This is a genomic window from Aurantimonas aggregata, from assembly GCF_010500835.1.
GTDB lineage: Bacteria > Pseudomonadota > Alphaproteobacteria > Rhizobiales > Rhizobiaceae > Aurantimonas > Aurantimonas aggregata.
Map to the genome: position 1 here is coordinate 802,069 of NZ_JAAAMJ010000001.1, position 26,708 is coordinate 828,776.

The window sequence follows — 26,708 nt, forward strand, 5'->3', positions numbered from 1 at the left end:
TCACAAGCGTAGCGGCGCCCGATCTTGGCGATTGCATCCGCGGAACCGGCTTGCCAAGTTCGCATCGATTCGCCTGGCCCCCGGCCAGGGCAATGCACACGTGATCGAGGACATGATGGACGAACTGCTGACACGTATCACCGCCGAGACCGGCCTCGACACCGCAACCGCCAAGCGTGCGGTGGGGAGCATCCTCGCCTTCCTGTCGGCGGAAAGCGACGATCCCGCCGTGGGCACGATGATCAAGGAAACGCCCGGCGCCGAGGACGCCATGGCGGCGACCGGCGGCGATGCCTATTCGGGCGGCGGCATCATGGCGCTCGGCGCCGGGTTGATGGGCATGGGGCTCGACATGGGACAGATCCAGACCGTCGCGCAGGACCTCGTCGCCTATTCCAAGATCCATGCCGGCGCCGACACGGTCGACCGCGTCATCGCTTCGGTGCCGGGACTGGCGCAGTTCGTGTGACGCCAATCACCGCCGCGACGCGCTGCGCGTGGCACGACGGGGCAACCCCAGGGGCGGCACCGTGCCGCCCCTCGGACCTATTCCCATGGATAATGATCCGAGCCTCGCGTATGCTGTGAAACGGTATAATTTCAATATTTAACGGTGGAGCGTGGCGCTCCTGATGCGGCGCCGCGGGGGGAACGCAAGGTCGATGACCGTGGATACGCCAGCGGCAAACGTGCGATCGCGAGGTGGACGTACCGGCCGTATCCTGCCGGGCTCGCTGCGGAATGCCCGGCTGGCCCGGCTGTGGCGTCGGCCGCCTCTTTTGGCACATCTCGTCGTGTTCGCCGTCATCGTGCTGATCCCGGCGCTGCTGTTCAGCGCTTTCCTGATCCTGCAGTTCTCCCGGCAGCAGGAGGAGATCGTCACGGCGCAGGTCAACGACACCGCCGACATCATCTCCAGCGCCATCGACCGCGAAATCTACGGCATGATCACCACGGGTCGTGTCCTTGCGTCTTCGCCTGCGCTGGCACGCGGTGATCTGAACGGATTCCGCGAACGGACCGTCGCGGCGTTGGCAGGCACCCGGACCACGGCGGAGCTGATCGCTCCGGATCTCTCCGTGGTCGTATCCACCGACGGCGCCGCAACGCCCGTTGGCCAGGCACTGGGCGACACGGCCACGATCGAGATGGCCTTCCAGACACGCCGTCCGGAAGTGTCCGGCGTCATGTTCGCCGAATCCGTTGGCCGCTTCGTCTTTCACGTCGCGGTGCCGGTCACCGGGGGTACGCGGGTTCCCTATGTGCTGGTGCTGCAGAAGTCGGTGGATGCGCTTGGCGCCGTCATCGCCGACCGCAATCTCCCGAGCCAGTGGTCGGCCATCATCAAGGACCGCCAGAACCGGCGGGTCTTCGCGGCGATCACCAGCGACGGCCAGATCCAGCCGCAGGACGGGGTCTCCTACGACAACCCCTCGATCGCCGAGACGCTCGGAGCTGCCAGCGACGACCACATCCAGGGGTCGATGGTATCGAGCCTATCCGGCTGGGCAACCACCGTCGCGGTTCCGAACAAGGTCATCATCCGGCCGGCGCTGCGCTCCTGGTTCATGCTCGTCAGCGCCGGTCTCCTGCTCGTCGCCTTCTCCATCCTGCTCGGCGTCGTGTTCGGCCGTCGGATCGCCACGCCGATCCGGCAATTGTCGAAGCAGGCGGAGGCCATCGGCCAGGGACGTCCAGCGACCATCATCCAGACCGACATCGCCGAGATCGGCGAGGTGTCGATGGTGCTGGCGCAGGCATCGCGCGATCGCCGCGAGGCCGAGGAGCAGAGCCGTTTCCTGATGCGCGAGATGACGCATCGCGCCAAGAACCAGTATGCGCTCATCGCCGCCATCGCCCGCCGGGCCGCCAAGGAAAGCTCCGACACGACGCAGCTGCTGGCGACGCTGTCGGAGGCGCTGAACTCGCTGGCGCGCTCGGCGGACCTCCTCGCCGGCCGCGGCTGGGAAAGCGCCGACATCAACGACCTCGTCCTCGCCCAGCTCAAGCCGTTCGGCGCCGATGGCGACCATATCACCATCTCCGGCCCGAAGATCTGGCTCAATCCCACCGCTGCCCAGACCATCGGCCTCGCCCTGCACGAACTCGCCACCAACGCGGCCAAATACGGGTCGCTCTCGGTAGCAGAAGGCGCAGTGGACGTGCGCTGGACGATGGACGAGGCCTTCACCCTCGAATGGCGCGAGGCGGGCGGACCGCCGGTCGCAGAGCCCAAACGATCGGGGTTCGGCACGCTGGTCATCCAGAAGATGACGGCCAGGGGCCTGGGCGGCGAGGTGGACATGGAATACGCCGAGACCGGCGTGGTCTGGAAACTGGTCACGCCGCCGGAGGCCGTACTCACCCACTGACGCGCTGCCGAACGACACGCGCGGACAATCGGCGATTTCGCTTTCGCCCGCGACGCGTTATCTGCTCTGGGAACGATGGTGCCGGCGGGAGGCCGGGATCGTTCGAGCGCCGCAACGTGGCAGAGGGAGGAGAGATGAGCGCGACGAGGATCGAGCCGGATGCCTTTCCGCCCGCGACCGAGGCCGACTGGCGTGCTCTGGTCGAGAAGGCGGGCCGCGGCGTCGATACGCTCGCCACGATCTCCGAAGACGGTTTTCGCTATGGCCCTGTCTATGGCCGGCGTCGGGACGCCTCTCCCCTCGCCCGGCTCGAGGCCGGGAGATGGTCGATCGTCGCACGCGTCGACGACATCGACCCGGCCCGTGCGGGAGAACAGGCGATCGCGGACCTCGAAGGCGGTGCCAACGGACTCGCCATGACGCTCGCGGGCGGGGCCTCGGCCCATGGCTTCGGCCTGCCGCTCGACGGCCTTGCCGCTGCGCTGTCCGGTGTCCAGCTCGACATCGCGGCGCTGCGCATCGAGCCGCATCCTCAATCGATCGAGGCGCTGGAAGCGATCGTCCGCCTTGCGACCGCGAGCGGACATGACATTGCGGCGCTATCCGTCGATGTGAGCCTCGACGACAGCGGCAGCTTCGCCTTTTCCGGCCGCTTCCCCGGCAGCGAGAGCGACCATCGCCGCCGGCTCGGCCGTGAGACCAAAGCGCTGCGGGAACGCGGCTTTTCGGGCCGCACCGCCGAGGCCGACGGCCGGATCTACAACGATGCCGGGGCGACTTCCGGCCAGGAACTCGGCGCCGTCCTCGCCACCGCGCTCTACGATCTGCGCGCGATGGAGGCGGCCGGCCTGTCGATCGCCGAAGCCGCAGGGGCGATCGGTTTCACCCTGGCCGTCGACCAGATGCAGTTCGAGCAGATGGCCAAGCTGCGGGCGCTGCGGCTGCTCTGGGCCCGGCTGCTGGAAGCCTGCGGCGAGGCCGATCCGCCGCCCGCCCGCCTCCACGCAGAGACGGCCTGGCGCATGCTCTCGGCGAGCGACCCCCACACCAACATGCTGCGGGCGACGATCGCCGCCTTCGCCGCCGCCACCGGCGGCGCCGACAGTATCGCCGTCCTGCCGCACACCGCCCCGCTCGGCCTTGCCAACAGGGTGGCGCGGCGGCTTGCCCGCAATGTCCAGGTCATCCTGCAGGAAGAGGCCGGCCTTGACGCCGTGGACGATCCCGCTTGCGGGTCGGGCGGCATCGAGGCATTGACCGAGCTGACCGCGGAAGCCGGCTGGAACGAATTCCGCCGGATCGAAGCCGAAGGCGGGATCATCGACAGCCTTGCCGCCGGCGCGCTGCAGAACCGCATCCTCGATGCAGCCGCTGCCCGGCAGCAGGCATTGACCGACAAGCGCACCGTGATCGTCGGCGCGACGATCTACCCGATCGAAGCCGAGCGGTCCCACGCAATCCTGGCGACGGCGGCGCCGGCAGAGCCTGGCTGGAATGGTGAGCAGGGTTGCGCGCCGCTCCGCCCGCGACGGCTGGACGAGGAAGCCGAGGTCGCCGCATGAGCCGCATCCCCGACTTTTCCAGCCTTGCCTGGACCCCGCCGTCAAACGCGCCAAAAGCTGCGCGTAGCGAGCGGTTTCGCGAGACGCCCGAGGGGATCCCGCTCGCCGGCGCCCATGGCGAGGACGACATCGCCGGCCTGCCCTTCCTCGACACCTGGCCCGGCATCGCCCCGTATCTGCGCGGGCCCTACCCGACCATGTACGTGGAAAAGCCATGGACGATCCGGCAGTATGCGGGCTTCTCGACGGCCGCGGCATCGAACGCGTTCTACCGGCGCAACCTCGCCGCCGGCCAGAAGGGCCTGTCGGTCGCCTTTGATCTCGCCACCCACCGCGGCTACGATTCCGATCATCCGCGCGTCGCCGGCGATGTCGGCATGGCGGGCGTGGCGATCGATTCGATCATCGACATGCGCCAGCTCTTCGACGGCATCCCGCTCGGCGAGATGAGCGTGTCGATGACGATGAACGGCGCGGTACTGCCGGTGCTGGCGCTCTACGTCGCCGCCGCCGAGGAACAGGGCGTTGCCCAGAAGGACCTGTCGGGCACCATTCAGAACGACATTCTGAAGGAGTTCATGGTCCGCAACACCTACATCTACCCGCCGAAATCCTCGATGCGGATCATCTCCGACATATTCGCCTACACCGCGAAGAACATGCCGCGCTACAACTCGATCTCGATCTCCGGCTACCACATGCAGGAAGCCGGGGCGACGGCGGATCTGGAACTCGCCTACACGATCGCCGACGGCATCGAATACGCCCGGGCCGGGGTAGCGGCGGGTCTTGCCATCGACCGTTTCGCCCCGCGCCTGTCGTTCTTCTGGGCGACCGGCATGAACTTCTTCATGGAAGTCGCCAAGATGCGGGCCGCCCGGCTGATCTGGGCGAGCCTGATGCAGAGAGAGTTCGCGCCGGGCGATCCGCGTGCCCTGCAGCTGCGCACCCACTGCCAGACCTCGGGCTGGTCGCTGACCGCGCAGGACGTGATGAACAACGTCGTTCGGACCTGCGTGGAGGCGATGGCCGCCACCCAGGGCCACACCCAGTCGCTGCACACCAATTCCTTCGACGAGGCGCTGGCCCTGCCGACCGACTTCTCCGCCCGCATCGCCCGCAACACCCAGCATGTCCTCTCCCGCGAAAGCGGCACCACCCGGCTGATCGATCCATGGGGCGGCTCGGCCTATGTCGAACATCTCACCCACGCGCTCGCCGAGAAGGCGCTCGGCCACATCGAGGAGGTCGAGGCGATGGGGGGCATGGCGGCGGCGATCGACAAGGGCCTGCCGAAGCTGCGGATCGAGGAGGCCGCGGCACGGACGCAGGCGCGTATCGATTCCGGCGCCCAGACCGTCGTCGGCGTCAACCGGTTCGTCGCCGACGGCACCGACGAGATCGACGTGCTGCGCGTCGACAATGCCGATGTCCGGCGCCAGCAGATCGACAAGCTGCAGAGGCTGAAGGCGGAACGCGACCAGCCCGCCACCGACGCGGCGCTCGCCGCGCTCACCGCAGCCGCCGAGCGCGGCGACGGCAATCTCCTCGAACTCTCAATCGCCGCCGCCCGGGCCAAGGCGACCGTGGGCGAGATGGCCGATGCGCTGGAAAAGGTGTTTGGTCGGCACGTGGCAAGGACGCATGTGATCGCCGGCGTCTACAAGCGGGAGGCCGGCGCCATGTCGGAGCAGATTGCGCGCGTCCAGGCACTGAGCGACACCTTCGCGGAAGCCGAAGGACGCCGGCCGCGCATCCTCGTCTGCAAGATGGGCCAGGACGGCCACGACCGGGGCCAGAAGGTCATCGCCTCGGCCTTCGCCGATCTCGGCTTCGACGTCGACATCGGCCCGCTCTTCCAGACCCCCGAGGAAGCGGCCCGCCAGGCGGTCGAGAACGACGTCCACATTGTCGGGGCATCCTCGCTCGCCGCCGGGCACTTGACGCTGGTGCCGGAACTGAAGGCAGCGCTCGAGCGCGAAGGCCGCGGCGACATCATGATCGTCGTCGGCGGGGTCATCCCCCCGCAGGACGTCGAGACGTTGAAACAGGCCGGCGCGGCGGCGATCTTCCTGCCCGGAACGGTGGTCGCAACGGCCGCCGAGCAACTCATCGGCGATCTGTCGGCTCGCCTCGGTCACGCCAAGATCGCCGCGGAATAGAGCGGCTCGCTGCAACCCCGAACAACTCGATAAAGAGGCGCATGTGATCAGGGCTTATGTCCCGGAAGAGGCCCAGATTCGCGCCGTGACGGCCGACGCGAACAGCGTGCCGGCCGACGCGATCTGGATCGACGTCATCAATCCCAGCCGCGAAGAAGAGCTGGCGGTCGAGGCGCTTTGCAGCATCGAGATGCCGACGCGCGAGGAAATGCGCGAGATCGAGGTGTCGAGCCGGCTCTATGCCGAGGATGGCGCCACCTTCATGACGGCCTCGGTGGTGTTCGGGCTGGACAGCGGCAAGCCGTCCTTTGCGCCCGTCACCTTCATCCTCGCCGGCTTGCGGCTGATCACCTTGCGCTACAGCGAGCCGAAGAGCTTTTCGATATTCGCCGCCAAATTGTGCCGCGAGGTGCCGCGCATGGCGCCGGAGGCCCCGGAGAAGCCGACCACCGGCAACGGCAGGCTACAGACGGCGGAAACCATCCTGATCGGCCTCTTGGAAACTGTCGTCGACCGGGTCGCGGACATTCTGGAGACCGTCTCGGCCGACCTGGACGGCATCGGCGACGACATCTTCTCCTCGTCGGACCGCAAGAAGCCGACCAAGACCGGCGACTTCAAGTCGCTACTGCGGCGGATCGGCGCCGTCGGCGACCTGACCTCGCGCATCCGCGAGAGCCTGGCGACGCTCGACAGGCTGTTGCCGTTCCTGCAACTGGCGCTCGATGGGCGTAAATCCGTGGCCAAGGACGCCAAGCCGCGCGTCAAGGCAATGGCTCGAGACGTCCATTCGCTCAACGACTTCGTCGCGTTCCTGTCCAACAAGACGGTGTTCTTGCTCGATACTACGGTGGGAATGATTTCCATCGAGCAGGCCGCCATCATCAAGATCTTCTCCGTCGCGGCCGTAGCGTTCCTGCCGCCGACGCTGATTGCTTCCGTCTACGGCATGAACTTCGTACACATGCCGGAACTTACCTGGACATACGGATATCCTTTGGCAATTTTCATGATGATAGTCTCGGCGATCGTTCCGATGATATTCTTTAGAATAAAGAATTGGCTTTGACTGAGTATAGATGAGATTATCCACAGTCTGCCGATCTGCTATGCCAGATGGGGAAGCTCCTGAGCAATTCAACCTGCCATTGCAGATGGAATGGTAAATCCGGATCCCGGGCACCCTCAGAACTGGACGCCACCGCACCGTTAACCGATAATTTCGTGTTTACGGCGAATCTGCCGCAGGATCACTCGGCTCCGGAGACCATGCAAGGCCCTTCCGCGAAGGCAAAAACCAGAGAATATCAGGACGAACTCCAGACGGTCCGCTCCCTCTACGGCGATGTGGGCTCGTTTGCGATCGGTTCGTTCGTGGTAATCGCCGGCACGGCTTTGACGGGCGCCCGCATCGGGCACCCGGCGCTCTGGCTCGTCTGCGGCCTGCTGACGGTACTGACCTGCTTCCGCGTGGCGACGATGCTGCGCTTCGAGACGCGCGACGCCCAAGGCCTCGCCGATCCGCACCGCTATCTCCTGCTCTATTCGATTCTCGGCACCCTGCACGTCCTCACCGTAGGATCGTGGACCACCGCCGTGTTCTGGTTCGACTCCGATTCGCTCAGCGAGCTGATCGCCCTCTCGACAGCCGTCGGCTTCATGGTCGGTATCCAGGGGCGGAACTTCGCCAGTCCCGCAACGGTATCGCTGCAGCTGGTGGCTCTCGCGATCCCGGTCGCGCTGGCGTTCCTGGTAAAGAATTCGGCTTGGTATCTCGTTTGCGGCCTGTTTTTCGGCGTGTTCATGCTGTCCGTCCTCGCGAATTCGCGTCGGGTCGGCAAGACGTTCCTCGATGCGCTGAACACGGCGCGCATCAACCAGGACCTCGCACACCGCGACTCGCTCACCGGCCTGCCGAACCGCGCTGCCACCCAGCGCATGATCGCGGCCGGCGTCGAGCGGCTGGATCATCCCTTCGCCCTGCATTTTCTCGACCTCGACAAGTTCAAGCGCGTCAACGACACGCTGGGACACAGCGCCGGCGACCGGCTGCTGCTCGAGGCGGCGCGACGCTTCACCGCCGTCGCGGGCGAATCCTGCGTCGTCGCCCGCCATGCCGGCGACGAGTTCGTCATTCTCCAGTACGGCGTCGATTCGCGTCAGGACGCGGCGGATCTGGCAGCCGCGCTGATCGCTTCCTGCAACGAGCCTTACGATCTTGGTGCCACGGTCGCGAATATCGGCTGCTCGATCGGCACCGCGATCTTCCCGGAAGATGCGACCAGCGCCGAGCATCTGCTCCAACGCGCCGACGTCGCCCTCTATCATGTCAAGCACAACAGCCGGAACAGCTTCGCCTTCTACGAGACTGCCATGGCCGACGCGGAGCATGAACGGCTGGCGATCGAGACCGACCTGCGCAAGGCACTCGAGACGGACGGCGATCTCTACATGGTGTTCCAGCCGATCATCGGGACACGCACGATGCAGGTGGTGTCGTTCGAGGCGCTGGTGCGGTGGCAGCACCCGACCCGCGGCATCGTGGCGCCCGCCCAGTTCCTGCCGATCGCAGAGGAATCGGGCCTTATCTCCAGCGTGACCGACAAGACCGTCGCCATCGCCTGCCGGGTCGCGGCAAGCTGGCCCGGCGATGTGGCGGTCGCCATCAACATCTCGCCCAGCCAGCTGCAGCGGGCAGATCTCCAGGACATGATCCTGCGCAATCTCGCGGAGAGCGGACTGCCTGCACACCGTCTCGAGGTCGAACTGACCGAAAACCTCTTCGTCGGCTGCGACAGCGAGACGATGCGGCAGATCAGGGCACTGCGTGATCTCGGCGTGCGCTTCTCGATCGACGATTTCGGCACCGGCTATTCCAACCTCGGCTACATCAACAACCTGCCGATCAACAAGGTGAAGATCGACCGCAGTTTCCTGACCGGCGTGCTCGACGATGCACGCCGCGAGACCCTGCTGCGCGGGCTCATCGCCTTCATCGCCGAGCTCGACCTCATCACCGTGGTCGAGGGCGTCGAAACGCTGGATCAGCTCGATCTCCTGACCAGCAATCCGAACGCCCACCAGCTGCAGGGCTTCGTTTTCGGCGATCCCCTGAACGCTCGCGGTGCACTGGACCTGATTCGCCGCGCATTGCCTGTCGCGCCGATCGCTCGTCAAGCGGCCCAGTAAACATTAACCACAGCTGACTTTTTGTCCGGCTGACCATGGTTAATGCATTGCAAAAAATCGGTACAATTGTACCTTGTTTCGACAGATGCGGGGGCGCGTGTGCCGATGAGTACGACTGACAACCGGGCAGGGCTGTTCGCCCTGAAGGTCTCTTCATTGCTGGAAGATCTCGAGTACGATCGCGTCGTGACGGACGAGCAGCGTGAAGCGGTCTATCGGCTGCGCTACGACTGTTACCTGTCCGAAGCGGCCATCATGCCGAGCGACCAGGCCCGGTTTACCGATCCCTTCGACGAGCAGAGCAACGGCTTCCTGTTCGCCATCCGCCACGGCGACAGGCTGATCAGCTCGATCCGGCTTCACATCGCGACACCCGAATATCCCGACACGCCGAGCACCACGGCCTTCTCCGACGTTCTGGGCGAGATCACCGGACGCGGCGAAACCTTCGTCGACCCGACGCGGTTTGTCGTCGACCGGCGCGTCAGGGCGGCAACGGCGTTGATGCCCTACGCCACGCTGCGGCTGGCGGCCATGGCAGCCGATCATTTCGATACCGACCATATCATCGCCACGGCCCGGCTCGAGCACACGCCGTTCTACCGCCGCGTCTTCCAGCTGGAGCCGCGTACCCAGCCGCGCGACTATCTGGGTCTGGTCAAACCACTTTGCCTGATGTCGAACGATACGGAGACGATCCGGGAGAAGGTCTACACCCGCTTCCCGATCTTCTCCTCCGATCCCGAAGAGCGCGAGGCGCTGTTCGGCGTGTCGCGCTCGACGGATTTCCTCAACCGGCACGCCGTGCTGGCGAACGACAATGTCGGCCGCTCTTTCCGCCGTTATCCGATACCGGTCGATCTGGCAGGACACGCCCCGGCACAGGCCAAGCTCCGCCTCGAGGATATCTGAGCCGACGGCACGACTGCCTGCCGTCGATCAGCTGGCGCGGAACCCGCGATAGACCACGGCGAGCGGATCCGCGACGGACGAGGCCTCGATGGTCGCCGTATCGCCCAGCTCCTGGTGCAGTGGCGATTTGATGCAGGCCGGATCCGTATTGGCTGCGTCACCCGTCAACGCCAAAGCCTGGCAGCGACAGCCGCCGAAGTCGACGTGCCGACGCTCGCAGGACGTGCAGGGCTCCTTCATCCAGCCGGTGCCGCGATAGGCCTCGAAGGCCGGCGACTCCGCCCATATGTCGGCCAGCGAGTGATCGCGGACCGACCAGAACTCCAGATGCTTGATCGTCTCGGCGGCATGGCACGGCAGCGCCTTGCCCGCCGGCGTGACGCTCAACGTGCGCGCGCCCCAACCGCCGTTGCAAAGCTTGGGATAGCGCGCGTAGTAGTCCGGGAACACCGCGTCGATGACCAGCTGGCCCTTCAGACGTTCGCGCGCTTCCTCGACCTCGACGATCGTCCGGTCGACATCCTCGCGGACCGGCATCAGCTGCGCCCGATTCTTCAGGGCCCAACCGTAATATTGCGTATGCGCGATCTCGAGCCGCCGCGCGCCGAACTCGACGGCCTTCTCGATCATCGCCGGCACCTGATGAATGTTCATGCGGTGGATGACGGCGTTGAGCGTCAGGGGAAAGCCGCGGGCGACGACGGCGCGCGCGAAGGCTTCCTTCTTCTCGAAGCCGCCGCGATAACCGCCGACGAGTTCGGTGACTTCCGCATTGGCACCCTGCAGCGACAGCTGAATGTGATCGCAGCCGGCCTCGAGCAGTGCGTCGAGCTTCTCGTCCGAGACGCCGATGCCTGACGTGATGAGGTTTGTGTAGAGACCCACATCGGCGGCATGGCGGGTCAGCTCGACGATGTCGCGGCGCGCCGTCGGCTCGCCGCCGGACAGGTGGATATGGATCACGCCGAGTTCGGCAGCTTCCGTGAAGACCCGCTTCCAGGTCTCGGTGTCGAGCTCCGACGAGCGACCGTCGAGCTGCAGCGGGTTCGAGCAATAGGTGCAACGCAGCGGGCAGCGATGCGTCAGCTCCGCCAGGAGGCCGAGCGGTGGCGGCGGGGCGGCCCGGGCTACGGGTTCCGGGCGCCGGTCGAGCAGGGTTGCACTCATAGCGTCACCATCTGCTTGTCGCGCAGATCGATCAGGAAGCTCTCGACATCCGGGCGGATCACCGCTTCGTCGGCGGCGAAGACCTCGCCCAGCTGTCGGACGATGTCGCCGATCGAGGCCCTGCCGTCGACCCGCTGCAGGATTTCCCGCGCGACGCCGTCGGCGTTGAAGATCCGCTCCGGCCCGACGAGGATGAACTCGCCGCGGACCTTGTCCTCGCGCAGCCGGACGCCATGCGGCAGTTTCGGGATAGTGCCGTCGGGCAACGCGGTCATGGCGCATCCGCCTTCATGCCGATACCGGGCCGCCACGCATCGGGCGGCGTCATCGCCGGCTCGACATACGAAAAATAAAGCGCATCGAGCTGGGCCCAAAGCACTTCGCATTTGAAGCGCAGCGCATCCATGACGGCGCGCTGATCCTCGGGCCGCCGCGCATTGTCGAGGCAGTAGGCGAGCGCAAAGTCGGAATCGCGCTTGGCCTGCACCGGCCGCTTGTCGAAATAGGCCAGCGTCTCCTGCGAGATGAAATCGTAATGCGCCAGCATTCCCTTGCTCCGGATGCCGATCACCGTTGGCGAAAACAGCTCCGTCAGCGACGAGGCGATGGCTTCGAGCAGGCTCTTCTCGCGAACGAAATGCACATAGGCGTCGACCGCGAAGCGCGTCGCCGGCAGGATCCCCTCGCCCGACTCCACGTAGTCGCGGTCGAGACCAACGCCGTCGGCGAGCGCGATCCACTTCTCGATGCCGCCACGCTGCGCCGGCTGGCCGTCGGATGCCTCCTGCCCGTCATGGTCGATGATGCGCTGACGCCATCCGCGGCGCAGCGCCGTCGTCTGCAGCCGGGCCAGGATGGAGGCGTCCTTCACCGGGATCTGCGACTGGTAGTAATAGCGGTTGAGCGCCCAAGCCTGGACCTGGACCTTCGTCAGCTGGCCGTCCTGCAGGAGCTTCTGGAACGGGTGCAGGTGATGATAGCGCTCGGCGCCAATCTGGCGCAGGGCCGCCTCGAATTCCTGCCGGTCCATCATCGCCTTCATGGCGCGATCTCCATTCCGTCATGGCACACCTGCCATCCCGCAGCTTCGACCGCCTGCCGCTCGGGCGAGCCGTCGACCAGGATGGGATTGGTGTTGTTGATATGGATATAGGCACGCATGCCGATACCCAAACCCCCGAACGCGTTCAGGCTGCCGCCCTCGCCGTCGATGGGCACGTGGCCCATACGCCGGCCGGTCTTCAGCCCGACGCCCGCCCGCGGCATCTCGTCGTCGGCAAAGACCGTTCCGTCGAAGAGCAGCACGTCGGCATCCCTCACGCGCTCGCGCAAGCCCTCGGTGACGGCGGCGCAACCGGGAATGTAGTAGGCCGTCCGGCCATTGGCGGTGAGACGCACGCCGACCGTCATCTCGCCCTCTTCGCCGACGTCGACCTCGCCCTTTTCCAAATACAGCGGCACTTTTCCCGGCACGGAGAAGACTTCCACCTCGAGACCCGGCACCGGCTCGAAGGCCTCGCCGATGACCACCGGCTTGCGTTCGACGCAGGCAGAATCGAGCACCGAAAACACCGGGTTCGCCGCGATGACGTCGAGAACGCCGGCCGTTCCGAAGAGCTGAAATTTCTGTTTCTCGCGCAGGGTCAAAAGCCCCGCGACATGATCCACGTCGCCATTGGTCACCAGCACCGCACCGAGCGGCGAATTGCGGCTTTGCGCGTCGTCGGCGCCGGCCAATGGCACAATCGGCGGCGACCGGATGATCTGCTCGCGCAAATCGGGTGATGCGTTGAGAAGGAGCCAGTGGACACCGTCGGCGCTCGCCGCGATCGACGACTGCGTCCGGGCGGTCACCCGGGTATCGCCACTCCAGTAGAGCCGGCAGACGGGGCAAAGGCAGTTCCATTGAGGATAACCGCCTCCCGCGGCAGACCCCAATACAAAAAGCCGCAGGCGGGTTTCCACCCGCCCGCGGCTATCGATGCTTGTCGGCAATCAGAACTCGATCGGCATGTAACCGTTGATTTCCATTGCGACGCAGACTTCCGTGATAACGGGCTTGTTCCAGGCCATGGTATCTCTCCCAAAGTTGCGGGCAAACGACAGGAGGCCGATCGCTCCGATGGTACCCACAATACGCGAAGCTATCAAAGCTCGTTCCATTGTGGAAGCCGCGTGCGCGGTTTCGGCGCAGTCGGGAAAAAATCCCAGTGGCCCGAGAAGCCATTGTCGACAGAACCACTTAGCCACCCCAAGCAGCGAGACGGCATGGACAAGCGACTTGACCCCGAGGCCTTGGCAGACGGCGTGCGGCAGGGCAACCGCACGGCGCTGAGCCGCGCGATCACGCTAGTGGAATCGACCCGCGCCGATCACCGCACGGCTGCCGCCGCCGTGCTGGACCGGCTTGCCGGGGCGTGCGGTCCATCGATCCGCATCGGGTTGAGCGGCATTCCAGGCGTCGGGAAGTCCACGCTCGTCGACGCGTTCGGCACGATGCTCACCGAAGCCGGCCACAAGGTCGCGGTCCTCGCCGTGGACCCATCGTCGGCGCGTACCGGCGGCTCGATCCTCGGCGACAAGACCCGCATGCCGCGGCTCAGCGTCGACCCGGCGGCCTATATCCGTCCCTCCCCCTCCTCCGGCACGCTCGGCGGCGTCGCGGCGCGAACCCGCGAGACGATGCTGCTCTGCGAGGCGGCGGGGTTCGACGTGGTGATCGTCGAGACGATGGGCGTCGGCCAGTCGGAGATCGTCGTCGCGGAGATGGTGGATCTGGTCCTGTTGCTGATGATCGCCGGGGGCGGCGACGAATTGCAGGGGATCAAGAAGGGCATTCTTGAGATCGCCGACATCATCGCGATGAACAAGGCGGATGGCGACAACGCAATGCGAGCCAAGGCGGCGGCGGCCGAAATCCGCGCAGCGCTGAATATCCTGACGCCGCGCTCTGCCGCCTGGCAGGTGCCGGTCCTCACCGTCTCAGGCCTTGGTGGAGAGGGTCTCGCCACGCTCTGGGACGATATCCAGCGATTCCGCGCGATTCACGAGGCCGACGGAAGCTTCGCCGCGCGCCGGGCCGAGCAGCGCGTGCACTGGCTGAAGGCGGCAATCGACGACGGTATCAGGCGCCGCATCCTCGCCGATGAGAATATCCGGGCCGAACTCGAAGCCGGCGAGGCGGCGGTGCGAGCCGGCGAACGGGCGCCCACTGCCGTCGCTGAGGCCATCCTCGACCGCCTCGGCTTCGGCGCGACACCGCTCGACTGAGACGAGCAACCCGGCGCGGCCGCCGGTTGTGGCGCGTTGCCCAGCGGGGTATTGCGAAAGACGCACGAGACCGGCATCGCAAGTCGGCCGCCAAAGCAAGGAACGACGATGTCCCTCACCCGATCCGACCGCACGCATCGCCTTGCCGTGCTGATCGACGCCGACAACGCCTCGGCGCGCATCGCCGACGGGCTGTTCGAGGAAATCGCCAAGATCGGCGAGGCCAGCGTCCGGCGCATCTACGGCGATTTCTCCAGCCCCCGTTCGAAAAGCTGGGCCGACATCCTGTCGCGCCACGCGATCATCCCGCAGCAGCAATTCGCCTACACGACCGGCAAGAACGCCTCCGACATCACCCTGGTCATCGACGCCATGGATCTGATGCATAGTGGCCGTTTCGACGGATTCTGCCTGGTCTCTTCCGACAGCGACTTCACCCGCCTGGCCGCCCGCATCCGCGAGCAGGGCGTCGACGTCTACGGCTTCGGCGAGCAGAAGACGCCGGAGAGCTTCCGGCAGGCCTGCCGGCGCTTCATCTATACCGAGAACCTGCTGCCGCAGCGGATCGCAGCAGAGAAGGACGACGGCAAGCCCGCGCCGGCCCCGCTGGCCAAGCCGCAGCAGGCAGCCGATCTCCTGAAGCGGGTGATCGACCAGATGGACACCGAGGACAACTGGGTGAATCTCGGCAGCTTCGGCAAGCAGCTGCTCAACATCGCGTCGGACTTCGATCCGCGCACCTACGGCTTCAAGAAGCTGAGCGACCTGGTCCGCTCGACCGGGCTGTTCGACGTGGAAGATCCAGAGGGCGGCAGCGTCCGCATCCGGCTGAAGCCGGCGGCACCGGCTCGCGGGCGGCGCACGGCGAGCGCCGGTACGGCGACGAGCCGCAAGAGCGAGACGCCGAAAAGCGACTGGAGCTGAGCCGCGGCTGGCGAGGCGCGCATGATTGGCGCGCCGCCTGGCAGGATGAGTACCTTGGGAGCGGCTAGGGAGAGCCTGTTCCACGACTCCGGCGGCTCATAAGCCGCTCCCGAGGCATGTCAGTAAGAAGCCGCTGGACAGGATCCCGAACAACAGATCCTGTTGTCTAGGCGGCGGCGTGCTGAGGTGGTTCCATAGTTACCTCCCGCTGCGTCATGGACGCAGAGATCAGCCTACGCCTGTTCTACAGCCCGTCAAGCACGTAATCGCGGCCCAGCGGCAAACGTGAACACCGTCGTCAGGCGGGCGTCGTCACCCGAATCTCGCCGACCTCGGTCTTTTCCCAGTTGCGCAGCGTCCGCCGCGCGAGGCCGTCGAATATCTTCGCAAGCGCCGCATCCTCGTCCCGTAGCGCGGTGGCGATCACCGCGGCGGCAAGCGCTTCGCTGGCGCGGGTGGCGCCGTCGTCGATCTTGAGCGCAAAGCCGAGTCCGAGATCGGGCAGGGCGCCGCAAAACACCCCCTCGGCGCCGGTCTTGGCGAAGACGCGTCCCGGTGCTGCACGCATCAGCGTCTCGCAGTACCGTCCCGTTCCGGACATTTCCCAAGGATGTGCCATGCAGGCGTCGATCAGGCTGCGGCCGGCTGCCGCCCGCTGCGCCGAGATGCCGTGGCCGCTGACGAGCTTGGCGAAGCCGTGGGCGAAGCCCCTGAGCGGCGCCGCGAAGGTCGGGATCGAGCAGCCATCGATGCCGCAGGCGTCGATGGTCAGGGCCTGGCCGACGAGATCCTCGATCGCCGCCCTGGCCCGCAGCTGCACCGGATGGTCGCGGCCGACATAGCCCGTCAGATCCTCACCGCGATGCACCGCCGTGCAGAGGAAGCCGGCATGCTTGCCGGAGCAGTTGTTGTGGAGCGGCGTCGGCGTCTCGCCGCGGCGGGCGAGGTCGCGGGCGACCGGGGCGTCGAATGGCCAGTGGCAGCCGCATTCCAGCGCCGAAGCGTCGAGGCCGGCCTTGGCCAGTATCGCCGCCGCCTGGCGGACGTGGCCCTCCTCACCGGAATGCGAGGCGCAGGCGAGCGCTAGTTCCGCCGGCGTCAGCTGAAACGCCGCGGCAGCGCCGGTCTCGATCAGCGGGATGGCCTGGAACACCTTGATCGCCGAGCGCGGAAACACCGGCCGCTCGACGTCGCCAGCGGAAGCCACCAGCGCGCCTGCGCCATCGACCAGCGCGAAAGCGCCGCGATGGGCGCTCTCGACCATCGTGCCGCGGGTCACTTCCACGAGAACCGGGTTTGCCATGTACTACCTTGACATTACACTTTGAAATTCGCGCTTCGCCCTACCAGCCCCCGCCCGCTTACGCCACATCGCATCGAGACCGCCCCCTTGCTGAAAATGCTGTTCCTCGTCATCGCGGGCGTCTATCTGCTGCCGGCCGCCCTTGCCGCGCTTCTCTGGTGGTCGGGCGATCACCCGTCGTCCTGGCGCCAGGCCGACTGGAGTTCCGCGCGCATCCTGCCGGCGCCGCAGGAGCAGCCGGACGCGGCGCTGTATATCTTCGCCGCCCGCACCGGCGGCATGAAGGGCGCGGTCTCCGAGCATTCCTGGATCGTGGTCAAGGACAGGGACGCCGGCGCCTACGAGCGCTGGGACAAGGTCGGCTGGGGCATGCCGATCCGCCAAAACCATCGCGCCGCCGACGGGCTCTGGTACTCGAACGTGCCGAAAATCATCGTCGGGGTCACCGGCGCCGATGCCGAGCGGCTGATTCCGCAGGTCCGGGCGGCGATCGCCGACTATCCCTTCGCCGAGGCCGGCGGCTACACGATGTTTCCCGGCCCGAACTCCAACAGCTTCGTCGCGCATGTGATGCGGGCGGTACCCGGCATCGACGCGAGCCTGCCGGTTGCCGCCGTCGGGCGGGACTATCCTTCGGATGGGCGGCTGGTTGCCTTCGATCCGGATCGGCGGGAGGTTCGGCTGTCACTCTGGGGTTACGCCGGCCTCGTCGTCGGCTGGCAGTCCGGGCTTGAAATCAATCTGCTCGGCCTCGTCGCCGGCCTTGACCCGCGGCATCTGGCGGTCAAGGTGCCGGCCTTCGGCACCTATTCGCTTCTCGGTGCCTGACGCCGTCAGCGATGCTCGCGGGCGAAGGCGGCGATCTCCGCCTCGGCCTCCGGCCCCCAGAGGTCGAGGGCTTTGAGGATTTCCATCGCGAAGCTCACCGGCGAGTTGCCGGGCGCCGTCACCACCCGTCCGTCCGACACCGCCTGCGGCTGGTCGCGATAATAGGCTTCGCCGCGATAGGCCGCCTGCTCACGATGGGATGCCAGCGAATTGCCGGTATGGGCGACCCGGTCGAGCAGGCCGGTCGCCGCCAATGCACTTGCTGCAGCGCAGATGCCCCCCACGACCCTGCCCTCCAAATGGAAGCTTCGGGCGAGTGGGCCGAAATCAGGCGCCGTGCCGCTTTCCCATGACAGCCCGCCGGGAATGACGAGCGCATCGAAGCTGGCCGGGTCGAGGCCTTCATAACCGAGATCGGGCGTGACGCGCAGCCCGCCCATCGACGCCGCCACGCCGCCGTCCGGCGACGCGGTCACGACGTCGACACCGAGATAGGCCCGCGCCACGGCCATCAGCAGCGCGCATTCCCAATCGGCGAAATCGGGCGTCAAGGCGATGGCGATGCGCGTCATGACGGGCTCCTCCGGGGTGTGACGCGCCATTATGCCGCGCGCCGGCGTCGCCCGGAAGGTCCGGCCTGGCCTATGTCAGGATTTCGCCAGCGACAGGTTCTCGAGCAGTTCCTCGGCTATCCGGGTTGCTGCACCCGCGGCCATGGCCATCTGCGGCAGCAGCATCCACTCCAGCGTCCAGGCGGCGCCCGAGCGCTCGTTCTCGTGCACCAGCGAATGATGCAGGCCGGAAACCAGCGTGGCGTTGAAACGCGCCAGCGTCACCAGCATCTCGGCGCCGACCGGGTTCTGCTTGTGCGCCATCGCGGACGAGGATCCGCCGCCCTCGAGCCGCAATTCGCCGACCTCCGACTGCAGCGCCAGCGCGGCGTCCTGGCCGAACTTGCCGAGCGCACCGGTGACCAGCGACAGCCAATGGCCGATCTCGACGATCCCGTCGCGCTCGGAATGCAGCGAGCCCGGTGCCGGAAACAGGCCGAGGGACGCCGCGACGCGGTCTGCCACCGCGTCTGCCTGGTGGCCGAGCTCGGACCGGTCGCCCACGGCACCGCCAAAGCGGAGCACGAAAGCTCTGAGCGTCAGCTCTTCGCGGCGCAGCCGACAGCGCACCAGAGGGTCCGCCCAGGAAGACAGCTTGCGCCGGAACCGCGTCGGTCGCGCCGCCTGCATGCGGGTATGCGCCATCACCTCGGCATCGCCCGCCTCGATGCCCCACTGGGCGAGACGATCGCCCAGCCGCGCCAGCCGGCGGTCGATGACCAATGACACGCCCATCAGCCGCATCGCCATCGCGGCGTCGATCGCGTCCTGGCTGGTGGCGCCGTGATGCAGCGCGGCTGCCGCCTCAGGCCCGAGCCCCTGGCGAAGCTGGCGTAGCAGCGCCGGCACCACAACGCCGTCGCGGGCGGTGCCGCTCTTGAGGTCGGCCAGATCCGGCGTGAAATCGCGGGCTCTCTCGCGAATCGCCGCGGCGGCCGCTTGAGTGATGATCCCCTCTTCGGCCTCGGCCTCCGCCAGTGCCGTCTCGAAGGCGAGCAGTGCCTCCAGCTCGGCAGCGGCTGTGAAATAGGACGAGACCTCCTCGTCGCCGAGCAGGCCGGCAAGAATCGGATGATCGAACACCGAGGCGGTCATGGCCGGGCCGCCGTGCCGAAGATCTGCGCCGCGAACCGTTCGATGAGCTTCGCGGTCACCGCCGGCTGCTCGATGCAGGGCAGATGACCGGCATTCTCGACGACGACGAATTCGGCGCCGCGGATCAGCGCGGCGGTGGAGCGCACCAAGTCCGGCGGCGTCGACCCGTCCTGGTCGCCCACGATGCAGAGCACCGGCAGGTCGAGCCCGGCAACATCCGCCGTGTAGTCGGTGTCGCGCAGCGCCGCGGAACTGCCGAGATAACCCTCGCGCGGGGTCCGCAGCAGCATGTTGGCATAGCCGACGAAGTCGGGATTCTCCGGCCGGCGATAGGCCGGCGTGAACCAGCGCGCCAGGATCCCCTCGGCGATCGCCGCAATCCCTTCGGCTTCGACGGCGGCAATCCGCTGGTTCCAGAGTTCGTCCGTGCCGATGCGATGGGCGGTGTCCATCAGGACGAGGCCACGGGCGAGCTTCGGATGGCGAGCGGCGAGACCCTGCGCGATCATCCCGCCGATCGACAGGCCGACGACCAGCGGATCGTGGATGTCCAGATGGTCGAGCAAGGCGTTCAGGTCCGCGACATGGTCGTCCATGGCATAAGGCGGCGGCGTCGCTTCCGAGAGCCCGTGGCCGCGCTTGTCGTAGCGCAGCACGGTGAACTGATCGCCGAGTTCGGCGAGCAGCGGGTCCCAGATGCGGAAATCGGTCCCGAGCGAATTGGCGAAGACGAGGGTCGGACCGGGCCCGCGGCGCTCCAGGCTGTAGTGCAGGACGATGCCGTTCACGCGCTGAAATGCCATGGTTTCCTATGCTCCCCTATGCGCCGGGATCATAGGCGTGACGGGCACGGAAGAAAGGGCGGCGCCGCAAACCCGCCGCACGGCCCTTTTCGGTCAACCGCAATCCTGCTAGCGGCAGGTTGTGTCAGAGACGGATGGGAGGTCTGCCATGTTCCTCAGCTGCGGCGATTCCCTGTTCGACCTGTTCGCGCAGGATGGCGAAGACGTCGCCGCGATCAGCCTTGCCGGACGCGTCGGTGGCTCGCCGCTGAATGTGGCGCTCGGCCTCGCCCGCCTCAGCCATCCGGTCGGCTACTTCACCAAGATCTCGCAGGATCTGTTCGGCACGCGCATCCGCGCCTTCATGGAACGCGAGCGGATCGACGGGCAGTTCCTCATCCCCACCGACCGCAACACGACGCTGGCGATGGTCTCGCTCGGAGCCGACGGGTCACCCGCCTACGCCTTCTACATCGACGGCACGGCCGATCGCTCGATCGAGCCGGGCGAGGTGCCCGCGGAACTGCCCGATACGGTCCGCGCCATCCATCTCGCCTCCTATTCGACCGTCACCGAGCCGACGGCCTCGGCGCTCGCCCGACTGGCGCGCCAGGAGCACGAGCGGCGCTTCATCTCCTACGATCCCAACGTCCGCGCCTCGATCGAGCCCGATCTCGACATCTGGCGGGCGAAGGTGGCGGAGCTCGTGCCGCTGGCGGCGCTGGTGAAGGCCAGCGAGGAGGATCTCGGCCTGCTCTATCCCGGCCGCAGCCTCGATTCCGTACTCGACGAGTGGCTGGCGGCGGGTGCTGGGATGGCGGTGCTGACTCTCGGTGAGCGCGGCGCGGTGGCTCGCACCAGCGCCGGCGTTTCGGCTTCGGCGGAGGGGCAGCGCATTGCGGTGGTCGATACGGTCGGAGCCGGCGACACGTTCCAGGCGGCCCTCCTCGCGGGACTCGCCGAGTCGGGCGCCCTGTCGCGAGAAGCGCTGCACGCCATGGACCGGGATGCCCTCGCGGCGCTGCTTGATCTTGCCGTCAAGGCCGCGGCGGTCACCTGCTCGCGGCGCGGGGCAGACCTGCCGCGGCGCGCCGATCTGGGCCTGCCGCCGCTGTAGCGGCGGTGGCCGCCTCATCGCCTTATACCAACGAAAAACCCCGCCGGATCGAGTGATCCGACGGGGCTCAACAGTGCCGGGCTAGGGCGCCCGGCGTGGCGTGAACGCCTTAGTTGAAGCGATACGAGGCCTTGGCCCAGACCGTGTGGAAGTCCAGATCGTCGTCGTTCGACTCGCTGGTGAAGTCGACCGTGTTCGTGCCGTTCGAGGCGCTGACCGAATAGTCGTTCGAGCCGAGGTTGGTGTAGAGATACTCGACGCCGAACGAGATGTTCTGCGTCGCCATCACGTCGACACCGGCGCCGACGGCGTAACCGATGTCGCCATCAGCGTCGTTGTCGTCCAGCGTGTAGCCGTTGAGATCACCGGTCGGCGCGTTCGGGAAGTTGCTGTTCCGATCGTAGCCGGCATAGGCGAGACCGCCCGAACCGTAGACCAGGACGCTATCCATGGCATAGCCGACGCGAGCGCGGACCGTGCCGAGATAGTCGACTTCTTCTTCGACGCTGACGTTGTTGCCGGCAATCGAATAGGTGCGGTTGGTGTCGGCATCGATGTAGTTGATGTCGGCAACGGCACCGATGACGATGTTGTTGGCGAACTGGTGATCGTAGCCGATATGCGCGCCGCCGATGAAGCCGGCGTTGTCGTCGTCGCCGCTGTCGAACGTGCCGTCACCGAAGGCGCCGTCGGAACCTGGGTCGAGATTGATCGCGTCGCTGCCGCTGAACGCAACACCGGCCTGGCCACCGATGTAGAGGCCGGTCCAGGTCGTCGTGGTGGCGACAGGCTCGATCATCATCGGTGCCGGTGCCGGCGGCTCATCATAGATCACGTCGGCGGCGAGTGCCGGGGTGACGAACGCCGTCGAGGCGAGAAGCAATGCAAAACGTTTCATGACTGAACTCCATTCTGTCGCCGGAGCGACTTTCTGTTTCGGACGCTAGTCCTCGTACCGTCCGAATTCCGGACCCGGCAGTGCGGGTTCGGGAGGGTTATGGGCTGGCTCCGTGCCCGAATAAGGGCAGGAATCTGTTCTCCTCAGCCGTGTTGCCGATGTGCAACGAGATACTCTCCGGCACGGCGTCGTGAATGGTTTGTAACTGCAGATCGTTGATTGGGATTTAAAATCCATGGTTTACGAAAGCCATTCGTTCACGCTCGGGCTTAACGAAGGTGTCCGGAATGAGGCGGAATCGGTTCCTACTCAGTGAGTTCATGACCTGCTGCCGCCGGCCTGCGCAGGCATCTGCACAGATTTTGTCCGCATACGCGTGATCCATTGCAGGCGTCGAGCGACCGGTCGGCGCGTCCGGCGCCGCGGCGCCCATGCGGCCGAAGGTCGCGACGGTGGAGCCATGGCGGTGCCGCGAGCCGTCTCATGGTGCGCGTTCTCAGGGCAAATCCGCTCACCGCCCGGCTCGACGATTGCCATTGTTTAGAAGGGTTACATATGATGCTGCCGGTAGGATGAACTGAGCTCGAAGAGCGTGGAGGAAACATGCGAATTCTGATGGTGGCCGCAGCGGCGATGCTGGCGACGGCAAATGTGGCGGCAGCGCAGACGGCGGGTGATCCCGCTGCCGGGGAGAAGGTCTTCAACAAGTGCCGGGCGTGCCACGCCGTCGGCGAGGGCGCGGCCAACAAGATCGGGCCGGAACTGAACGGCATCATCGGCGAGAAGCCGGGCGTGGTCGAAGGCTATTCCTTCTCGGCCCCCTTCGTCGCATGGGCTGAAGACAAGCCGGTCTGGAACGAAGAGCTGATGAGCACCTGGCTCGCCGACCCGCGGGCGGTGGTCAAGGGCACCAAGATGGTGTTCCCCGGCCTGAAGAAGCCCGAGGAGCTCACCAACGTGATCGCTTATCTCGCGACCTTCGACGAGTCGGGTGCGACGCGTGACCCGGCCGCGGCGCTGGCGGCGGCCGCCGGCCAGTAAGGCAGGCGATCCGCTACGACGATTGCATTCGCTATCATGACGGCCGCCGCGAGGCGGCCGTTTTGATTTTGGGCCCCGGTGCAGGGCGTTGCATCACCGCATCCTGTCACCAAAGCAGCCCAATCCCGATCGCCGCCATGGGACTCCGGACACGTTCGGCGCCCGGAGCCAAGGATCAGGCGTAGAGGTCCATCACCTGGCCGAGGAGCTTGACTGCCTCGGCACGCGGGCGCTGGAAGGAGTTGCGGCCGATGATCGAGCCGTTGCCTCCGCCATCGCGGATCGCCCGGACTTCCTCCAGCAGCTCCTCGGTATTCTTCGCGGCGCCGCCGGAAAACACCACCAGCCGCTTGCCGGCGAAGGATGCCTGCATGACATGGCGCACCCTGTCGGCGGCCGTCGCGCGCGGGATGTGGTTGTTCTCGTAGGTCGCCTTGGCGGCCTCGAGATCGATGTGGTCGGTCGGCAGCTTCACCTTGATGATCGTCGCGCCCATCAGCGCCGCCATGTGCGCGCCGTAGGCGATGATGTCGAGGGCGGTCTCGCCCTCCTTGGTGACCTTGCCGCCCCGCGGATAGGACCAGACCACGGTCATCAGGCCGCGCGACTTCGCCTGGAGGCTGAGGTCGCGCAGTTCCTCGATCATCTCGTAGGAGATGTCCGAGCCGGGATAGATGGTGAAGCCGACACCGACGCAGCCGAGCCGCATCGCGTCCTCGACCTTGCCCGTCAGCGCCTGGTCGTTGCCGGAAACCAGGCCGTTGCCGCTGTTCATCTTGAGGATCAGGGGAACCTCCCCGGCGAAGGTGTCTGCCCCCTGCTCGAGCAGGCCGAGCGGCGCGGCATAGCCCGATACGCCGGCTTCGATCGCCAGCTCGTAGAGGTAATGCGGGTCGTAGGCGGCGGGGTTGGGCGCAAAGCTGCGGGCCGGGCCATGCTCGAATCCCTGGTCGACCGGCAGGATGACGACACGGCCCGTGCCGCCGAGGCGGCCATGCATCAGGAGACGGGACAGATTGGCCTTCAACCCGGGCGTCTCGCCCTCGTACCAGGACAGGATGTTACGGACGACCTCGGTTCTCAGCATATGTCTTTTCCTTGCCTCGGCTGCCTGCGGGGCGAGCCCTCGTGATAGGATCACGTTGTGGTGGGATGTCGCCGCCCCGTCCAGACTCGCGACGGCCTTCCGCAACATTAAAATCGGTTGAAGGGAATGGGTTCGGTCGCGGACCCGCCGAAAGCCTTCCATGCCGAGGCGTGGCAGGCTTCGGAACCTTCCGCCGTTCTGCCGATTTCGCAACTGGAGGTGCTGCCGCATGAAAGGCACGAAGGCCTTTCCCGAGGGATTTGGCGACGACACGGCATTGATGTTCGCCGGCGATACCGGCACCGAGCCGGCCGGTGCCGATGCAGCGGATTCGGCTGAGACGCCTCAACTCTCCGCGAATGACGCAGAGGCCGACGAGCAGCACCCACCATCCGCGCCGGTCGAGGGCTACGAGCAAGCCTGGACGCCGACCGTGAAACTGGGACGCCGCGGCTTTCACTTCCCTCCCCCACCTGCCGGACCGGACGAATCGAGCGACGGCACGGTCCGACAGCCGCCGAGCGTGCTGATTCCAGTTGCCATCGTCGGCCTGATCCTGGCCGTCGCCACGTATTTTTTCAATTTCATCAAGTGACTCCGGGGCTTTGTGCGGCAGGCGCCGGGGCGGGCTTCGCGGGACTCGAATGGTTCTGCGCTTCCCCGGGCCTCATTTCAGCCTGACGGTTGATTGAGATGGCGGGAGATGCCACCCCGCCTGCCAACCGGAGATCCTCGATGAAATGGTTCACCACGTTGATGACGGTCGCCCTTCTGGCCTTTGCTGCGCCAACGGCGGCCCAGACGCCGCCAGACGTGCTCGTGGTCGGACAGGTCGCCGAGCCGAAGTCGCTGGATCCGCAGGCCGTCACGGCGACCAATGATTTCCGCATCCTGGTGAATGTCTTCGAAGGCTTGGTGCGTTTCAGGAAGGGCACCATGGAAGTGGAGCCGGCGCTCGCGACGAGTTGGACCATTTCGGACGACGGGCTGACCTACCGTTTCCAGTTGCGCGAGGACGTAACGTTCCACGACGGGACGGCCTTCGACGCCGAAGCGGTAAAGTTCACCTTCGAGCGCATGCTCCAGACCGATCATCCGTTTCACGATACCGGCCCGTTCCCGCTGGCGTTCTTCTTCTCCGCCATCGACACGATCAACGCCGTTGATCCGCTGACCGTCGAGTTCACGCTGCGCGAGCCCTTCGCGCCCTTTCTGTCGGCGCTGGCCTATCCGACCGGATTGGTCGTTTCGCCCGCGGCGGTGGCCGAAGCCGGCACCGAGTTTGGGCAGCACCCTGTCGGTACGGGTCCGTTTCGCTTCGATGCATGGGAGCCGGACGCAAAAGTGGTTCTCGGCCGCAACGATGATTACTGGGGCGACGCACCGACTCTCGAAGGGGTCGAGTTCCGGCCCATCGTCGACCCCGGCACCCGCACGGCGCAGATGCTGGGCGGCGAGATCGACCTGATGGTCGAGGCGCCGGCCGACAATCTCGCGATGTTTCGCACCGACCCGGGCTTCGTCGTCCACGAGGAAGCCGGCCCGCATCTCTGGTTCCTGATCCTCAACACGAAGGAAGGTCCGTTCGCCGACAAGCGGGTGCGCCAGGCAGTGAACTACGCGATCGACAAGCAGGCGATCGTCGACGACGTCCTGAAGGGCTCGGCCGCGGTCGCCGCCGGGCCGATCCCACGAGCCTTCGACTGGGCCCATGACGATACAGTGGAGCCCTACCCGCACGATCCGGAAAAGGCCCGCACGCTCATCAAGGAAGCCGGGGCGGAAGGTGCGACGCTGACCTTCTACGTCGCCGAAGGCGGCTCGGGCATGCTCGATCCGGTCGCCATGGCGACGGCGATCCAGGCCGACCTCGCCGAAGTCGGCCTCGACGCCCGCATCGAGACCTACGAGTGGAACACCTTCCTTTCCAACGTCAATCCGGGCCTCGAGGGCAAGGCCGACATGGCGGAGATGGCGTGGATGACGAACGATCCGGACACGCTGCCGTTTCTCGCCCTCCGCTCGGACGCCATGCCCGACAATGGCGGCTTCAACGCCGGCTATTACTCGAACCCGGAGGTGGACCGCCTGCTTGGGGAAGCGCGCCGCGCCACGGACCAGGCAAAGCGCGGTGCGCTCTACAAGCAGATCCAGCGGATCGTCCACGAGGATGCACCCTGGGTGTTCGTGGCGAACTGGAAGCAGAACGCCGTCTCCACCGCGGCCGTCACCGGCTTCGATCTGGAGCCTTCCTTCCTGCTGATCCTGCGGGACGTCACCAAAGGATAGACCAGGCTCGCTCTTTGGAATGATTCCATAAAGTAACGTCCCACTATCGAACGTTTCTAAACTTTGCTTACTTTGTTGACAGCTGCCCTGCCCGGTCGT

The 26,708-nt window shown here is 66.2% G+C and carries 23 protein-coding genes and 1 pseudogene; 14 read left to right on the plus strand and 10 right to left on the minus strand.

Annotated elements, in window-relative coordinates; translation table 11 throughout:
- Window positions 1-100: 100 nt before the first annotated feature.
- The 7 genes from GTW51_RS03720 (at window position 101) to GTW51_RS03750 (ending at window position 10,197) form a co-directional block, all read left to right on the plus strand.
- A complete protein-coding gene (locus GTW51_RS03720; RefSeq protein WP_343033890.1) occupies window positions 101-469 on the plus strand; it encodes a DUF2267 domain-containing protein in 369 nt (122 codons plus the stop codon).
- Window positions 470-779: 310 nt separating this feature from the next.
- Complete coding sequence (locus tag GTW51_RS03725) at window positions 780-2,372, plus strand: HWE histidine kinase domain-containing protein (RefSeq protein ID WP_163042502.1); 1,593 nt, start codon at window positions 780-782, stop codon at window positions 2,370-2,372.
- A 134-nt stretch (window positions 2,373-2,506) separates the two neighbouring features.
- Window positions 2,507-3,934 carry a methylmalonyl-CoA mutase family protein gene (locus GTW51_RS03730; protein ID WP_163042503.1) on the plus strand — a complete coding sequence of 476 codons (1,428 nt, stop codon included), beginning with the start codon at window positions 2,507-2,509 and terminating at the stop codon, window positions 3,932-3,934.
- The gene (gene scpA / locus GTW51_RS03735) at window positions 3,931-6,096 is read left to right on the plus strand and encodes a methylmalonyl-CoA mutase (RefSeq protein WP_163042504.1); all 2,166 of its coding nucleotides are present in this window, start codon (window positions 3,931-3,933) and stop codon (window positions 6,094-6,096) included. Before GTW51_RS03730 ends, scpA begins: the two co-directional genes overlap by 4 nt.
- 43 nt (window positions 6,097-6,139) lie before the next feature.
- The gene (locus GTW51_RS03740; protein WP_163042505.1) at window positions 6,140-7,165 is read left to right on the plus strand and encodes a CorA family divalent cation transporter; all 1,026 of its coding nucleotides are present in this window, start codon (window positions 6,140-6,142) and stop codon (window positions 7,163-7,165) included.
- A 200-nt stretch (window positions 7,166-7,365) separates the two neighbouring features.
- Window positions 7,366-9,285: a putative bifunctional diguanylate cyclase/phosphodiesterase gene (locus GTW51_RS03745; RefSeq protein ID WP_163042506.1), complete on the plus strand. Its 1,920-nt coding sequence runs from the start codon at window positions 7,366-7,368 to the stop codon at window positions 9,283-9,285.
- A 105-nt stretch (window positions 9,286-9,390) separates the two neighbouring features.
- Window positions 9,391-10,197 (plus strand): N-acyl amino acid synthase FeeM domain-containing protein, encoded by an 807-nt coding sequence (locus tag GTW51_RS03750; protein ID WP_163042507.1) that lies wholly within the window; start codon window positions 9,391-9,393, stop codon window positions 10,195-10,197.
- Window positions 10,198-10,224: 27 nt separating this feature from the next.
- On the opposite strand, the gene pqqE is transcribed toward GTW51_RS03750, so the two are convergent.
- The 4 genes and pseudogenes from pqqE to pqqA all read right to left on the minus strand — a co-directional run bounded on the left by pqqE (window position 10,225) and on the right by pqqA (window position 13,527).
- Window positions 10,225-11,364, minus strand: a complete 1,140-nt coding sequence (pqqE, locus tag GTW51_RS03755; protein WP_163042508.1) for a pyrroloquinoline quinone biosynthesis protein PqqE — start codon at window positions 11,362-11,364, stop codon at window positions 10,225-10,227.
- Window positions 11,361-12,406, minus strand: a pseudogene (gene pqqC, locus GTW51_RS03765) (pyrroloquinoline-quinone synthase PqqC). The gene pqqE and the pseudogene pqqC overlap by 4 nt, the downstream one beginning before the upstream one ends.
- Window positions 12,403-13,317: a pyrroloquinoline quinone biosynthesis protein PqqB gene (pqqB, locus tag GTW51_RS03770; protein WP_163042683.1), complete on the minus strand. Its 915-nt coding sequence runs from the start codon at window positions 13,315-13,317 to the stop codon at window positions 12,403-12,405. The pseudogene pqqC and the gene pqqB overlap by 4 nt, the downstream one beginning before the upstream one ends.
- 42 nt (window positions 13,318-13,359) lie before the next feature.
- The gene (gene pqqA, locus GTW51_RS24610; RefSeq protein ID WP_163042511.1) at window positions 13,360-13,527 is read right to left on the minus strand and encodes a pyrroloquinoline quinone precursor peptide PqqA; all 168 of its coding nucleotides are present in this window, start codon (window positions 13,525-13,527) and stop codon (window positions 13,360-13,362) included.
- Between the two features lie 105 nt (window positions 13,528-13,632).
- On the opposite strand from pqqA, the gene meaB reads away from it, so the two are divergent.
- Window positions 13,633-14,634 carry a methylmalonyl Co-A mutase-associated GTPase MeaB gene (gene meaB / locus GTW51_RS03780; RefSeq protein ID WP_163042512.1) on the plus strand — a complete coding sequence of 334 codons (1,002 nt, stop codon included), beginning with the start codon at window positions 13,633-13,635 and terminating at the stop codon, window positions 14,632-14,634.
- A 108-nt stretch (window positions 14,635-14,742) separates the two neighbouring features.
- Complete coding sequence (locus GTW51_RS03785) at window positions 14,743-15,558, plus strand: NYN domain-containing protein (protein WP_246232538.1); 816 nt, start codon at window positions 14,743-14,745, stop codon at window positions 15,556-15,558.
- 298 nt (window positions 15,559-15,856) lie between these two features.
- On the opposite strand, the gene GTW51_RS03790 is transcribed toward GTW51_RS03785, so the two are convergent.
- The gene (locus GTW51_RS03790; protein ID WP_163042513.1) at window positions 15,857-16,861 is read right to left on the minus strand and encodes an asparaginase; all 1,005 of its coding nucleotides are present in this window, start codon (window positions 16,859-16,861) and stop codon (window positions 15,857-15,859) included.
- 96 nt (window positions 16,862-16,957) lie between these two features.
- Here GTW51_RS03790 and GTW51_RS03795 point away from each other — a divergent pair, with 96 nt between their 5' ends.
- Entirely contained in the window at window positions 16,958-17,689 is a 732-nt protein-coding gene (locus GTW51_RS03795; RefSeq protein ID WP_163042684.1) for a DUF3750 domain-containing protein, read from the plus strand.
- Between the two features lie 5 nt (window positions 17,690-17,694).
- Here the strand turns inward: GTW51_RS03795 and GTW51_RS03800 are convergent, their stop codons facing one another.
- The 3 genes from GTW51_RS03800 to pcaD all read right to left on the minus strand — a co-directional run bounded on the left by GTW51_RS03800 (window position 17,695) and on the right by pcaD (window position 20,198).
- Complete coding sequence (locus GTW51_RS03800; protein WP_163042514.1) at window positions 17,695-18,261, minus strand: DJ-1/PfpI family protein; 567 nt, start codon at window positions 18,259-18,261, stop codon at window positions 17,695-17,697.
- A 75-nt stretch (window positions 18,262-18,336) separates the two neighbouring features.
- Entirely contained in the window at window positions 18,337-19,395 is a 1,059-nt protein-coding gene (locus GTW51_RS03805; protein WP_163042515.1) for a 3-carboxy-cis,cis-muconate cycloisomerase, read from the minus strand.
- The gene (gene pcaD, locus GTW51_RS03810; RefSeq protein ID WP_163042516.1) at window positions 19,392-20,198 is read right to left on the minus strand and encodes a 3-oxoadipate enol-lactonase; all 807 of its coding nucleotides are present in this window, start codon (window positions 20,196-20,198) and stop codon (window positions 19,392-19,394) included. Before pcaD ends, GTW51_RS03805 begins: the two co-directional genes overlap by 4 nt.
- Before the next feature lie 148 nt (window positions 20,199-20,346).
- On the opposite strand from pcaD, the gene GTW51_RS03815 reads away from it, so the two are divergent.
- Window positions 20,347-21,294, plus strand: coding sequence for a carbohydrate kinase family protein (locus GTW51_RS03815; protein ID WP_163042517.1), 948 nt, complete (start codon window positions 20,347-20,349; stop codon window positions 21,292-21,294).
- 109 nt (window positions 21,295-21,403) lie between these two features.
- Here the strand turns inward: GTW51_RS03815 and GTW51_RS03820 are convergent, their stop codons facing one another.
- On the minus strand, window positions 21,404-22,192 hold the full coding sequence (locus GTW51_RS03820; RefSeq protein ID WP_163042518.1) for an outer membrane protein: 789 nt from the start codon (window positions 22,190-22,192) through the stop codon (window positions 21,404-21,406).
- 603 nt (window positions 22,193-22,795) lie between these two features.
- Between GTW51_RS03820 and GTW51_RS03825 the strand changes: the two genes are divergently transcribed.
- The gene (locus GTW51_RS03825; protein ID WP_163042519.1) at window positions 22,796-23,233 is read left to right on the plus strand and encodes a c-type cytochrome; all 438 of its coding nucleotides are present in this window, start codon (window positions 22,796-22,798) and stop codon (window positions 23,231-23,233) included.
- Between the two features lie 175 nt (window positions 23,234-23,408).
- Here GTW51_RS03825 and GTW51_RS03830 read toward each other — a convergent pair whose 3' ends face one another.
- The gene (locus tag GTW51_RS03830) at window positions 23,409-24,320 is read right to left on the minus strand and encodes a class I fructose-bisphosphate aldolase (RefSeq protein WP_163042520.1); all 912 of its coding nucleotides are present in this window, start codon (window positions 24,318-24,320) and stop codon (window positions 23,409-23,411) included.
- Between the two features lie 229 nt (window positions 24,321-24,549).
- Between GTW51_RS03830 and GTW51_RS03835 the strand changes: the two genes are divergently transcribed.
- Together GTW51_RS03835 and GTW51_RS03840 are read left to right on the plus strand one after the other, a co-directional pair.
- Window positions 24,550-24,915 carry a hypothetical protein gene (locus GTW51_RS03835; protein ID WP_163042521.1) on the plus strand — a complete coding sequence of 122 codons (366 nt, stop codon included), beginning with the start codon at window positions 24,550-24,552 and terminating at the stop codon, window positions 24,913-24,915.
- Between the two features lie 140 nt (window positions 24,916-25,055).
- Window positions 25,056-26,609 (plus strand): ABC transporter substrate-binding protein, encoded by a 1,554-nt coding sequence (locus tag GTW51_RS03840; protein WP_163042522.1) that lies wholly within the window; start codon window positions 25,056-25,058, stop codon window positions 26,607-26,609.
- Window positions 26,610-26,708: the final 99 nt, after the last annotated feature.

Coding starts and splice junctions, on each gene's coding strand:
- GTW51_RS03730 (WP_163042503.1), top strand. CDS start 2,507: ATGAGCGCGACGAGGATCGAGCCGGATGCCTTTCCGCCCGCGACCGAG.
- scpA (WP_163042504.1), top strand. CDS start 3,931: ATGAGCCGCATCCCCGACTTTTCCAGCCTTGCCTGGACCCCGCCGTCA.
- GTW51_RS03745 (WP_163042506.1), top strand. CDS start 7,366: ATGCAAGGCCCTTCCGCGAAGGCAAAAACCAGAGAATATCAGGACGAA.
- GTW51_RS03750 (WP_163042507.1), top strand. CDS start 9,391: ATGAGTACGACTGACAACCGGGCAGGGCTGTTCGCCCTGAAGGTCTCT.
- pqqE (WP_163042508.1), bottom strand. CDS start 11,364: ATGAGTGCAACCCTGCTCGACCGGCGCCCGGAACCCGTAGCCCGGGCC.
- pqqA (WP_163042511.1), bottom strand. CDS start 13,527: ATGGAACGAGCTTTGATAGCTTCGCGTATTGTGGGTACCATCGGAGCG.
- meaB (WP_163042512.1), top strand. CDS start 13,633: ATGGACAAGCGACTTGACCCCGAGGCCTTGGCAGACGGCGTGCGGCAG.
- GTW51_RS03785 (WP_246232538.1), top strand. CDS start 14,743: ATGTCCCTCACCCGATCCGACCGCACGCATCGCCTTGCCGTGCTGATC.
- GTW51_RS03790 (WP_163042513.1), bottom strand. CDS start 16,861: ATGGCAAACCCGGTTCTCGTGGAAGTGACCCGCGGCACGATGGTCGAG.
- GTW51_RS03795 (WP_163042684.1), top strand. CDS start 16,958: ATGCTGTTCCTCGTCATCGCGGGCGTCTATCTGCTGCCGGCCGCCCTT.
- GTW51_RS03800 (WP_163042514.1), bottom strand. CDS start 18,261: ATGACGCGCATCGCCATCGCCTTGACGCCCGATTTCGCCGATTGGGAA.
- GTW51_RS03805 (WP_163042515.1), bottom strand. CDS start 19,395: ATGACCGCCTCGGTGTTCGATCATCCGATTCTTGCCGGCCTGCTCGGC.
- pcaD (WP_163042516.1), bottom strand. CDS start 20,198: ATGGCATTTCAGCGCGTGAACGGCATCGTCCTGCACTACAGCCTGGAG.
- GTW51_RS03815 (WP_163042517.1), top strand. CDS start 20,347: ATGTTCCTCAGCTGCGGCGATTCCCTGTTCGACCTGTTCGCGCAGGAT.
- GTW51_RS03820 (WP_163042518.1), bottom strand. CDS start 22,192: ATGAAACGTTTTGCATTGCTTCTCGCCTCGACGGCGTTCGTCACCCCG.
- GTW51_RS03825 (WP_163042519.1), top strand. CDS start 22,796: ATGCGAATTCTGATGGTGGCCGCAGCGGCGATGCTGGCGACGGCAAAT.
- GTW51_RS03830 (WP_163042520.1), bottom strand. CDS start 24,320: ATGCTGAGAACCGAGGTCGTCCGTAACATCCTGTCCTGGTACGAGGGC.
- GTW51_RS03835 (WP_163042521.1), top strand. CDS start 24,550: ATGAAAGGCACGAAGGCCTTTCCCGAGGGATTTGGCGACGACACGGCA.
- GTW51_RS03840 (WP_163042522.1), top strand. CDS start 25,056: ATGAAATGGTTCACCACGTTGATGACGGTCGCCCTTCTGGCCTTTGCT.